The following is a 12,380-nucleotide window of genomic DNA, read 5'->3' as shown; positions in this document are numbered from 1 at the left end:
AGAACATAAAATTAGTGTGTTCGAACACATTTTTTGTGTTTTTTCTTGTTTTATAAAAATATAATCTATAGTTTCGTCCCACAATTGAAATTACAAGAACTGTTTTTTCTCATTTTTAAATCAATTTTTTGTTCAAAAAACATCAAATCAAGTAGGAAAAAACAAAGTGATTTCAATCAAAAAAGAACAACCAAACAAAAAACTCAATTATTAACCAAAACCAAAACCAGAGTATGAAAAAAGTATTCACTAAAAAGTCTCGCGCTTTTAGAATGCATTCAGTACTTGAAAAAAGCTTAAAAACAACTTTGTTTTCATTGTTGGTTTTAAGTATTCAAGGAGCGTCTGCTGCATCGATTAGTGAAAATGCTTTAAACGAAACGAGTTTATTAGCATTTCAAAAAGTTGTAAAAGGAAAAGTAACAGACGAAAAAGGAAATCCAATTCCTGGAGTTAACGTTATAATTAAAGGAAGTAAAACTGGCGTTCAAACTGATATGGATGGCGGATTTGCCATAGAAGTACCAAATGCCTCAACAATATTAGTATTTTCATTTCTTGGAATGCAAGAAATAGAAGTTCCTGCAGGAAATTCAACATTAAATGTTACAATGAAAGAAGCCGGACAGCAAATGGATGAAGTTGTTGTTGTAGGTTACAGCAAAGTAAAAAAAGAGAGCTTAACTGGATCATTGCAAACACTAGACAATAAGAAAATTGTAGACGTAACTACACCAAATGTTGAAAACATGCTTGCTGGTAAAGCTACAGGAGTATTTGTTAACACAGGTGGTGGCCAGCCAGGATCTCAAGCAAAAATTATTATTAGAGGAAGAACAACCGTGAACGGAAGTACAGATCCGTTATGGGTTATTGACGGAGTTATTGTGGGGAATAGCTCCGCCAATATGAACCCATCTGATATTGAGACCTTGACGGTTCTTAAAGATGCTGCTTCGACAGCAGTTTATGGTTCGCAAGGAGCAAATGGTGTTATTGTAGTTACCACAAAAAGTGGCAAAGCAGGAAAAGCAACTATCAATTTTACTGCTAAAACAGCTTTAACGTCACTTAATAATGGAAATTTTAAAATTATGAACGGTGCTGAATTATATGATTTGTATGATTCATTTGCTAACAAACAAGATTTTCAAAATGTATGGTGGTGGACTCCTGAATTAAGAAATAAAAATTATGACTGGTGGGATAATGCTACGCAAACAGGTATTGCTGAGGATTATAATTTGTCTATCAGCGGAGGCGGTGATAACTTTAAAAGCTATGCTTCTCTTAACGTATATGACGAAACTGGAGCTGTTAAAGGATATGAATACAAAAAATACAATGGCCTTTTAAAATTCGAATACAAACCTAACAGCTGGTTTACTTTTAAACCAATGGCAAATATTACTAAGGAAACTACTTTTGATCAACAGCATTCTGTTGGTGCATTGTACGGTAACATGCCTTGGGACAGCCCTTATTTAGAGGATGGAACATTGGTAGGAAATGCTCCAAATCCAACTTGGGTAAACACTACAGGATCAAACTATTTATATGATTTACAATGGAATTATGGTGAATCTGAAAGCTATACTGTTCGTACGAATCTTGATTTTGACATTAAGTTTACGAGCTGGCTTACTTTCTCTTCTGTAAACAATTATATTTTTGGAAACTACAATTCAACTTACTATTCTGATCCAAGATCATCTGCAGGAGAAGCAGTAAAAGGAAGAATTGAAGATTATTTCTCAACATATAACAGATTATATACCAACCAATTATTCAAATTCAACAAATCATTTGGCAGACATGACATCAATGCGGTTGCTGGTTATGAGTGGAATGAATACAATTCAAAATACAGTACTGGAGTTGCAACTGGAATTCCTCCTGGAATTATAGTACCTGATGCTGCAGCAGTTCCTGAAAAAGTAGGTGGAAACAGATCTCAATGGGCTGTACAATCTTTGTTGACAAATGTGAATTACTCTTTTGATAATCGCTATTTGGCTCAAGTATCTTTCCGTCGTGATGGTGCTTCAAATTTTGGAAAAAATGCACAATACGGAAATTTCTTTTCTGTAAGTGGTGGATGGAACATTCATAAAGAAGCTTTTTTCCATGCAGATTATATTAATAATTTAAAATTAAGAGCTAGTTATGGTTCAGTAGGAAATCGTCCAAATAGTTTATACCCACATCTTCCATTATATTCTTTTTCACAAAGTTATAATGAAAATCCGGGAGCTTTAATTTCTCAATTGGCAAATCCTGATTTAAGCTGGGAAAAAACATATACAGGCGGTGTTGGAGTTGACGTAAGTTTCTTTAATCGTGTTAATATTACTTTAGATTATTACAATAAAAATACTTCTGGATTATTATATAGAGTACCGCTTCCTGGAGTTATTGGGGTAACTAGTATCTGGAGAAACGTTGGTGCAGTTAATAATAAAGGTTTTGAAGCTTCTGTTAATGTGGATATCATCAAAACTGATAATTTAAGATGGTCTGTTGATGCTAATATTGGTACCAATAAAAATAAAGTGACAAGCCTTTATGGAGACAAACAAGAAATTATTGTAGGAGACGGAAGTGGTATTGCAGGTTCTGCTAACAAACTTTTAAAACCTGGAAACGATGTTGACAGCTGGTATTTAACAGAATGGGCTGGTGTTGATCCTGAAAACGGAAAACCACAATGGTACACAACTAACACTGCCGGAGAACGTGTAAAAACGTATAGCTATGGCGACGCTTCTAAATTTAAGAAAGTAATTGGTGCTTATACTCCTGACTTTTTCGGAGGATTTTCAACCAACTTAAACTATAAGAATTTTGATTTTGCTGCTATTTTCAGTTATTCTGTTGGAGGCGAAATCTATAACTATGCAAGAGCAGAATTTGACTCAGACGGTGCTTATACGGACAGAAATCAAATGAATCTTCATAGTGGATGGAGCCGTTGGGAAAAGCCAGGTGATATTGCAACGCATCCACAAGCACTTTACAATAACCCAAGCAATTCAAACAAAGCTTCGTCTCGTTTCTTAGAAACTGGAACATATTTAAAAATGAGAAGCATCACTTTTGGATACAATATGCCAATCGAGCGTTTGCACATTTCAAATTTAAGATTGTACATCGCAGGAGAAAATTTATTTACAATTACACATTATTCTGGAGTTGACCCTGAAATACCACCTGCAAACAATCAAATTACTGGTGTTGCAACACAAGTATATCCTTCAACACGCAAAATTGTATTAGGACTTAACTTAACTCTTTAAAAACAAAATCATGAAAAAGATATTTATATTATGCATGGCAATTAGTTTCCTGTCCTCATGTGAGTTAGACAGAGAACCATTTGATTCCTATACTCAAGATAAAATTCAGGAAGATAAAGAAGCATCAATCGAAGTTTTACTAAACGGATGTTACGCACAATTAAAAGGCTGGGCCGATGTTATGCACAGAGTTGGAGAATATCCAGGTGACAACATTATGATTAGAGGTACATCTACCGACTCATTTTACTCTTTCATTTCTTATCAGCATATTCCTGATAACGGTCGTTTATCGGTATTTTGGAACAATAGCTACAAAATAATCTCACAATCTAGTGATTTGATCAAAATTATTAAAGAAGGAGAAAGTGCAGCTGTTGATCAGCAATTGGGTGAAGCTTATTATTTAAGAGGCATGATCTATTTTTACTTATGCCGTACTTATGGAAGACCTTATTCGCAATCGCCTGAAACAAATTTAGGAGTGCCAATCGTAAATGGATTACCTGCTGATTTAAACAATTTGACGCTTCCAGACAGATCGACTGTGAAAGACACTTATGCACAAGCAATAAGTGATTTGAAAAAAGCAGAAGCATTAATGACTGCTGACAGACCTGCAGCATATGCAACTAAAGAAGCGGCTCAAGCAATGCTTTCAAGAGTATACTTGTATATGAGTGGAACGTATCAAACTCCAAATCAAGAATATGCGACGCTATCTATTGATTATGCAAATAAAGTAATTGCAAGCGGACGTTATAGTTTATTGAGCCGAGACAGTTTTATGAAATATAACACTTATGCTCCAGATTCTGATGAGCAAACTGAAACTATTTTTGCTGTAAAACAAGTTGCTTCAGAGTTTTCAGGTTACGACCACTATTACGGAATTGGCGGTATGTACGCTAACATTCAAGGTCAGGGTTGGGGCGAAATGTATGCAAGTGCAGAATACCTTGATTTATTAAGAAAATCAGGCTTGAAAAAAGACGCACGTTGGGCATTTATTGATCCACAATATGTTACAGATGATGCTGGAAACAAAACTGCTGCTTTCCGTTTCATTTACGACGTTTTCAATGCAGGCGGAACACAAACTGGCTACAATTACATGCAACAGCCTCTTAAAACAAATCCTGATGGTTCGTATTATATTACAATCTCAAATACAAATTATAATTTGACTGTTGTAAATGCTGCTGAAAATCAATACTCTATTGTGTATGCTGGTAAAACGTACACAGGTGAAAAAGACTATATGATGTTGCTGAACCGCGTTTATCCAATGTTCTACATTACAAAATGTTCTTTACAAAATAATGACTCTCACCTGCACTCGCCTACTATTTCAAGATTAGCCGAAATGTATTTGAACATGGCCGAAGCTTATGCTAAAAAAGGAGATTATGCAAATGCAAGAACAAATCTGAATATCATTCGTGAAAGATCAATTGTTGGCGGAGGATATACTTCATTAAACAGTACAAATGCTGCGCAGCTTATTGACGAAGAACGCCAATTGGAATTAGCTTTCGAAGCACATAGAGGTTATGATGTTTACCGAAATGGACAAACCATGACGCGCCGTTACCCAGGTCCGCATTTGCCAATGAACGATGTACCGGCTACAAGTTTACGTGTGGTACAGTATATTCCGCAGTCAGAAATCAATGCATATCCGGGAACTTTGACACAAAATCCTTAATTATTTAGAATTAGTTGTTTTTTGAAGCCTCTCTAATTTTTTAATTAGAGAGGTAATTTTAAGAAATCTAATATTCCAAAAATGAAAAACTTATTTTACTTATTTCTAGCTTCTTTATTAGTTTCATTTTCTTGTGCTGAAGATAATACTGCAAGCAAAGATCAGAGCATTCTGGAAAATCCAAAAACAAGTATTTCTGTGCCAATGGCCGGAAATGCCTACAGTTCTAAACATTTAGAAGAAAACCAAACCATTACGGATAATGGCATTGAAAATTGGACCAATGCTTCTGAATTTTTTACGGTTTATTTTAAGATTTCAAAACCGGGAACATTTCAATTTACCGTTGAAGAATCAGTTGAAGTTTTTGAAAAATCAGAGCTTGAATTTTCCATTGACAACGAATCTAGAAAAGTGCAATTTACTGCTTCAAAAAAAGCAATTACTATTGGCAGCTGGAAAATCAATAAAGAAGGTTATGTTGCTTTAAAAATAAAAGGAATCAGTAAAACCGGAAATCAATTTCCATCCATTAACCGTATTACCATTTCAAGCGCAGATTATGATGCAAAAATATCTTTTGTTCCAAATAACGAAGGAAACTTCTATCATTGGGGGCGTCGCGGACCATCGGTACATTTAAATTATCAGGTTCCTGAAAACATAAATGCAAAATGGTATTATAACGAACTTACAGTTCCAAAGGACGAAGACAAAATAGGATCTTATTTTATGGCAAATGGTTTTGGAGAAGGTTATTTTGGAATTCAGGTTAATTCGGCATCAGAAAGAAGAGTTTTATTTTCTGTTTGGAGCCCATTTCAAACTGATGATCCTAAAAGCATTCCTGAATCTCACAAAATAAAAATGCTTAAAAAAGGAGAAAACGTACATACTGGCGAATTTGGAAACGAAGGTTCAGGAGGCCAAAGCTATCTGAAATACAACTGGAAAGCCGGAACAACATACAAATTCTTGTTGCAAGGATTTCCGCAAGGCAATAACACAACAATATATACTGCGTATTTTTATGCACCAGAGTTGCAAAAATGGCTATTAATTGCTAGTTTTAATCGTCCCGAAACCAATACTTATTTAAAAAGATTCCATTCCTTTTTAGAGAATTTTATTCCGGAACAAGGCGATTTGTCTCGCAAAGTTTTATTTGATAATCAATGGGTTTGCGATGACAAAGACAATTGGACAGAAATCAACACTGCCCGATTTACAACGGACAATACAGGGGCAAAAGAATATAGAATGGATTTTGCAGGTGGTCTTGACAATACCTCTTTCTTTCTTAAAAATGGAGGTTTTTTCAATGATTTAACAATTCCAAAAACGAATTTCACAAGACCTTTGGCAAATAAAAAACCAGAAATAAACTTTGCGACTTTACCATAAAAACAAAAAAAAAAGATATTCCCAGATAATCACTATTTAGATTATCAATTATTAAATCAAATTAATTCAATTATGAAAACTAGTATTTTAAGATTCATGTTAATCACATGTCTTTTGTTCGGATGGACAGCATCGGCACAAATGATTAAGACCAAAACACCAGCACGTGCAAAAGGCCAGCAAGATGTTTTACGTATGGCTGCTGCACCAATTCCAAATGTTCGTATCGCTTTCATTGGTTTAGGAATGCGCGGACCAGGTGCTGTAGAGCGCATGACGCATATTCCAGGTGTAGAAATTGTGGCGCTATGCGACATGACTCAGGAAAATACTTCAAAAGCGAATGAAATTTTAACCAAAGCCGGACTTCCTAAAGCACAGGAATTTTATGGCGACGAGAACGCTTGGAGAAAAGTTACTGCTCTTCCAAATGTAGATCTAGTTTATGTTGCTACAGATTGGCTTCATCATGCTGTAATTGGAGTTCAAGCAATGAAAGACGGAAAACACGTTGCCATTGAAGTTCCAGGAGCTTTGACTATGAAAGAAATTTGGGAACTTATTGATACTTCAGAAAAAACTAGAAAACACTGTATGCAGTTAGAAAACTGTGTTTACGATTTCTTCGAATTGACTACTTTAAACATGGCACAACAAGGTTTATTTGGTGAAATTCTTCATGCTGAAGGTTCTTACATTCATGGTTTACAACCATTTTGGGGAGAATATTGGAACAACTGGAGAATGGATTACAACATCAAACACCGTGGTGATGTATATGCGACGCACGGAATGGGACCGGCTTGTCAAGCATTAAATATTCATAGAGGAGACAAAATGAATTTCTTGGTTTCTATGGATACAAAAGCAGTTGGAAACCCAGCTTATATCAAACAAAAATCAGGTCAGGAAATCAAAGATTTTAGAAATGGTGATCATACAATGACAATGATTCGTACTGAAAATGGAAAAACAATCCAGATTCAGCATGACGTTACATCACCTCGTCCATACAGCAGAATGTACCAATTGAGCGGTACAAAAGGTTTTGCAAACAAATATCCTTTAGAAGGTTATGCTTTAGACGGAAAAGAATTAAGTGATGATGTAAAAACAAATCACGAAAAATTAAGTGCACACTCTTTTGTTCCAGAAGAAGTTAAAAAAGCATTGATGGAAAAATACAAACACCCAATTGCAAAAGGAATTGAAGAGCAAGCTAAGAAAGTAGGCGGTCACGGCGGAATGGATTTCATCATGGATTACCGTTTAATTCATTGTCTGCAAAAAGGACTTCCGTTAGATATGGATGTTTACGATTTAGCTGAATGGTCTTGTCTTGGTCCGTTAACAGAAATTTCATTGGACAACAATTCTGCTCCAGTTGAAATACCAGATTTCACACGTGGAGGATGGAATAAATTGAAAAAATTAGAGTTTTCAGAATAAATTATTGGTTAGTTAGAAAAGACAAGAGAGTGAAGTAAATATTGCTCTCTTGTCTTGTTTTTAGACAATTCATATTCAAATAAAATGAAAAAAATATATGTAATTTTCTTTGTCGCTTTTTGCTTATTCTCTGATCTATCGGCACAAAACAAACAAACCTTTGCTATTAAAGACGGAAATTTTCTTTTGGACGGAAAGCCAATACAAATTCATTCTGGCGAAATGCATTATTCCCGTATTCCGCAACCGTATTGGAGACATCGCTTAAAAATGATGAAAGCAATGGGTTTAAATGCTGTTGCGACTTATGTATTTTGGAATTATCATGAAATTGCTCCCGGAGTCTGGGATTTTAAAACAGGCAATAAAAATTTATCAGAATATATTAAAACCGCTCAAGAAGAAGGTTTGTTTGTGATTTTACGTCCAGGCCCCTACGTATGCGCCGAATGGGAATTTGGTGGTTATCCTTGGTTTTTGCAGAATGTCCCTAATATGGTTATTCGTGGCAACAACACTGCGTATTTAAACGCTACAAAAGCCTATTTTACAGAATTGTACAAACAGGTTGCTAATTTACAAATCACAAAAGGTGGACCAATTATTATGGTTCAGGGCGAAAATGAATTTGGTTCATATGTTTCACAACGAAAAGATATTCCGTTAGAAGAACATAAAAAATACAGTGCTGCGGTTTTTCAGCAATTAAAAGATATTGGTTTTGAAGTTCCCTTTTTTACTTCAGATGGAAGTTGGCTTTTTGAAGGCGGAGCGCTTCCCGGAGCTTTACCAACAGCAAATGGTGAAGATGACGTTGTAAAACTAAAAAAAGTCGTAGATCAATTTAATAATGGACAAGGTCCTTATATGGTAGCCGAATTTTATCCGGGTTGGCTGGATCATTGGGCAGAGCCCTTCCCTACTCAAAAACCAGAACAAACGGTTCGCCAGACCAAAAAATATTTAGACAACAATGTCTCGTTTAATTATTATATGGTTCATGGTGGCACTAATTTCGGATTTACTTCTGGTGCTAATTATGATAAGGAACATGACATTCAACCCGACATGACATCATACGATTATGATGCACCAATAAGCGAAGCTGGTTGGGCCACTCCAAAATATAATGCTTTAAGAGAACTCTTAAAAACGAATGAAACCCCGAGCGTTCCCGAAAAAATTGCAGTGATTACAATTCCAAACATTTCCTTATCGAAAGTTGTAGATTTAGAAGATTTAAAATCAAAAATAGAACCTGTTATCGAAGATACGCCACAAACATTTGAGCAATTAAATCAAGGCGACGGCTATGTTTGGTACAGCAAAAAATTCACACAACCTATAAGTGGAAAATTAGAATTAAATGGATTACGTGATTATGCAATCGTCTATCTTAATGGAAAAAAGGTTGCCGAATTAAATCGATATTACAAAAAATACAGCTGTGAAATTGAAGTTCCCTTTAATGCAACTTTAGATATTTTTGTCGAAAATATGGGACGCATCAATTACGGTTCTCAAATTAATTCTAATAATAAAGGAATTATCAGTCCGGTAATTATCAATGGAGAAACGATTACTGGCAACTGGGAAATGTATAAATTTCCAATGAGCAAAGAACCTGATTTAGCCGCATATAAAAACACAGGAAAAGCAAATCGTCCTGTTTTATATCAAGGGACTTTTGATTTGAAAAAAACTGGAGATACGTTTCTGGATATGCGAGATTTTGGAAAAGGAATTGTCTTTATAAACGGAATCAACATTGGTCGTTATTGGAGCGTCGGGCCACAACAAACATTATACGTTCCGGGATGCTGGCTTAAAAAAGGTAAAAACCAAATTACCATTTTGGAACAAAAAAATGAAACCTTGCAAAAAGTAGTCAAAACTATTGCAACGCCAATTTTGGAAGATCTAAAACCTGAAAAGGGATGAAAAAAAAGCCATTCGTAATGAATGGCTTTTCTATTTTATTTAGTCGAAAATTAACTCCAGTTAAAAGTAATTTTCTTTTCTATTTCGTTGCTTAAACTCAAGAATACAGGACAAGTCATTGCAGCACGTTCTAAAATTGTTTTGCTTTTTTCATCAGCATTGCTCTTCATATTAAACACAATTTCAATTGCTCCAATTCGTCTTGGTTCTGCATTCATGATTTTTGTTACTTCGGCTGTAGAGCCTACAAAATCAACTTCTAAATCACGGGCTTTAATTCCCATAATCGTCATCATACAGCTTGCTAAAGCATTGGCAACTGTATCTGTTGGAGAAAAAGCTTCTCCCTTTCCGTTATTATCTAATGGTGCATCTGAGATAATTTCACTTCCAGATTGCACATGAATTGAGCTTGTTCTTAAATCGCCTAAATAGGTTACTTTTGATGTCATTAATTTGCTGCTTTTAAAGTTAAATCGGTGTCATAATATAAAATGTAAACACCTTTGTTTGCGTGACCGCCATCTTCTTTTTTGTAATATTGAAATTTATTATCCACTTGCTCTGTGGTCATTAAATCTGCCGTTTCTTGATATGTTTTCCCTTGAACCAAGCGCATCATGGTATCAAAAGTAACATCAAATCCCTTCGTTGCATAAGCAGTCGGATTTACCTTGTTTTTTAATCTATACGCTTTTTTGAAAATTAAAGCTCCAGCTTCATCACTTTCGCGCGTTACAGACGGATACATCAATTTCAGTTTAATTAAATTGTCAAAGCTAATTTCGTCTGTATCTAATGTGCTGTTTGGCTCCAAAATAACCAATTGTACCTGACATGTTTTTTGCGAATCAAGCAATGCTTTTATTGTTGTTTTTACCATCGCTGTATTTCCTGTTTCCATCACAACGTAGTTCATTCTATTTGGCAAAAGCAAACTTTTTAAATTAGCAACATCTAATCCGCCAGTTTCAGTTAACGCAGCAAATACAACACCTTTTTGATTTTGCTTAATATAATTAATCACCGATTCTTTTTTCTTATCAACCACAGCCACAATGTTTCCGTTTTTAGCACGCATATAATCAAAAACAGCATTGCGGATGACATCATTTGATGGGATCGCCTGATACAAGTTATCAATTGGATTTGCTGCATCTTTTGATAATGGCGAAATTACAGGAACACTATCGGCACGAAGCATATTTGCAGTCGCTTCAGCATTATTTTGATAAAATGGCCCAATAACTGCGTTTGCATTCTGTAATTTATTCTGAGCAATTAAACTCGAAATATTTGATGACGTTTTTGTTTCCTGCGAGTCATAAATAGCAACATCAATTGGCAATTTTAAAGTTTTAGCCGAGTCAATTGCCATCATAGCTCCCGAATAAAAGTCCAGCGTCATATTTAAAAATTTGTCATTTTTAATTTTAGTTGCCATACTTGTCGTATCGCTTTGAAGTTTTGCCAAGTTAAATGGCAATAACAAAACAACTTTCTGACGCTCGGTCTGACCTCTTTTCTTTGTCAATTCAACTATTTCTGGATCAGCAGAAACCGTTTCTGATTTTACTTTGTCAACAATTTTAATACCGCTTGGAGCGTCTACATTGTTTATAGTTGGTTTCTCAATAGCTTTTTCAGTAGGCTGTGCTTGAGCAATAATTGGCTGAGGCGCTAAATATCCTGTCGGAACTTTTAAAACCATTCCTTCTTTTACACCTTCAGAAAGCGACGGGTTTAAAGCCGTCAATTCTTCTTGAGACAAATGAAATGTTCTTCCTAAACTATAAAAAGTCTCTTTTGGTTTTACTTGATATTCCATATAAGAAACTGCTTTTTTAGAAGTTTCAGTCGCTTTTTTAGTTTCAGCTGGTTTAACTGCATTTGTAATTGGCGCGGCTTCCGTTTTAGGTGCGGTTCCTTTTATAGTTAATCTGTAACCAATTGGCAAATTCTGCACAATTTCAGGATTACGTTTTTCTAATTCTGCAACAGAAATGCCATATTTATTTGCAATACCAAATTTCGTTTCTTTAGGCAAAACATCATGATAGACATACTTTTCTTGTGCTGTACTTTTCACCGTTTTTGTACTTGCAGATGCAGTTTTTGAAGCAGAACCCTTTGCCGGAATTACCAATTTCTGTCCCGTTTGAACGCCATCTTTTTCTAAAAAAGGATTTGCCGCCTTCAACGCTTCGTCAGAAATTCCATATTTTTGTTCGATACTCCAAAACGTTTCTTTTGCCTGTACTTCATGAATAATTTCTTTTGAATTAGCGGTAGTTTTAGGCACCGCTGCTTTAGCACCACTTGCAGGAATCAATAAAACCGTATTAGGCTTTATTCCATTTCTTGCATCTGGGTTCAGAGTATAGATATCATAAGGCGTAGTTTTAAATTTTACCGCAATCTGGTTTATCGTTTCTCCGCCCGAAACTGTATATTTCACTACCTTTTCTTGTGAAAAAGCAGAACAGGTTACAAAAAAAACGAGACACAATAATGTTGAATAATATTTCATAATAAGACTTAAAACAATTTAATTTTTAATTCAAAAACAAGTTACTAAATTC

General features: G+C 35.2%; 7 protein-coding genes. 5 read left to right on the top strand and 2 right to left on the bottom strand.

Annotated features, from left to right (window positions below):
- Positions 1 to 233: 233 nt before the first annotated feature.
- From RB619_RS01435 to RB619_RS01415, 5 genes are all read left to right on the top strand, one after another.
- A complete protein-coding gene (locus RB619_RS01435; RefSeq protein WP_308093225.1) occupies positions 234 to 3,296 on the top strand; it encodes a TonB-dependent receptor in 3,063 nt (1,020 codons plus the stop codon).
- A gap of 10 nt (positions 3,297 to 3,306) precedes the next feature.
- A complete protein-coding gene (locus tag RB619_RS01430; protein WP_308093223.1) occupies positions 3,307 to 5,004 on the top strand; it encodes a RagB/SusD family nutrient uptake outer membrane protein in 1,698 nt (565 codons plus the stop codon).
- 81 nt (positions 5,005 to 5,085) lie between these two features.
- Complete coding sequence (locus tag RB619_RS01425) at positions 5,086 to 6,408, top strand: DUF3472 domain-containing protein (protein WP_308093220.1); 1,323 nt, start codon at positions 5,086 to 5,088, stop codon at positions 6,406 to 6,408.
- Between the two features lie 72 nt (positions 6,409 to 6,480).
- A complete protein-coding gene (locus tag RB619_RS01420; protein WP_308093216.1) occupies positions 6,481 to 7,857 on the top strand; it encodes a Gfo/Idh/MocA family oxidoreductase in 1,377 nt (458 codons plus the stop codon).
- An 84-nt stretch (positions 7,858 to 7,941) separates the two neighbouring features.
- Positions 7,942 to 9,798: a beta-galactosidase gene (locus RB619_RS01415; protein ID WP_308093214.1), complete on the top strand. Its 1,857-nt coding sequence runs from the start codon at positions 7,942 to 7,944 to the stop codon at positions 9,796 to 9,798.
- A gap of 50 nt (positions 9,799 to 9,848) precedes the next feature.
- On the opposite strand, the gene RB619_RS01410 is transcribed toward RB619_RS01415, so the two are convergent.
- Together RB619_RS01410 and RB619_RS01405 are read right to left on the bottom strand one after the other, a co-directional pair.
- Complete coding sequence (locus RB619_RS01410) at positions 9,849 to 10,250, bottom strand: OsmC family protein (protein WP_308093212.1); 402 nt, start codon at positions 10,248 to 10,250, stop codon at positions 9,849 to 9,851.
- Complete coding sequence (locus RB619_RS01405) at positions 10,250 to 12,328, bottom strand: LysM peptidoglycan-binding domain-containing protein (RefSeq protein WP_308093209.1); 2,079 nt, start codon at positions 12,326 to 12,328, stop codon at positions 10,250 to 10,252. Before RB619_RS01405 ends, RB619_RS01410 begins: the two co-directional genes overlap by 1 nt.
- Positions 12,329 to 12,380: the final 52 nt, after the last annotated feature.

It is taken from the genome of Flavobacterium sp. LHD-80 (assembly GCF_030929605.1).
Lineage (GTDB): Bacteria > Bacteroidota > Bacteroidia > Flavobacteriales > Flavobacteriaceae > Flavobacterium.
Note: the sequence above shows the minus strand (reverse complement) of the source record. Positions and strands in the feature narration are given on the sequence as shown.

Excerpts from the sequence above, each read along its gene's own strand:
- RB619_RS01430 (WP_308093223.1), top strand. The coding sequence starts at position 3,307 with ATGAAAAAGATATTTATATTATGCATGGCAATTAGTTTCCTGTCCTCA.
- RB619_RS01405 (WP_308093209.1), bottom strand. The coding sequence starts at position 12,328 with ATGAAATATTATTCAACATTATTGTGTCTCGTTTTTTTTGTAACCTGT.
- RB619_RS01435 (WP_308093225.1), top strand. The coding sequence starts at position 234 with ATGAAAAAAGTATTCACTAAAAAGTCTCGCGCTTTTAGAATGCATTCA.
- RB619_RS01410 (WP_308093212.1), bottom strand. The coding sequence starts at position 10,250 with ATGACATCAAAAGTAACCTATTTAGGCGATTTAAGAACAAGCTCAATT.
- RB619_RS01425 (WP_308093220.1), top strand. The coding sequence starts at position 5,086 with ATGAAAAACTTATTTTACTTATTTCTAGCTTCTTTATTAGTTTCATTT.
- RB619_RS01420 (WP_308093216.1), top strand. The coding sequence starts at position 6,481 with ATGAAAACTAGTATTTTAAGATTCATGTTAATCACATGTCTTTTGTTC.
- RB619_RS01415 (WP_308093214.1), top strand. The coding sequence starts at position 7,942 with ATGAAAAAAATATATGTAATTTTCTTTGTCGCTTTTTGCTTATTCTCT.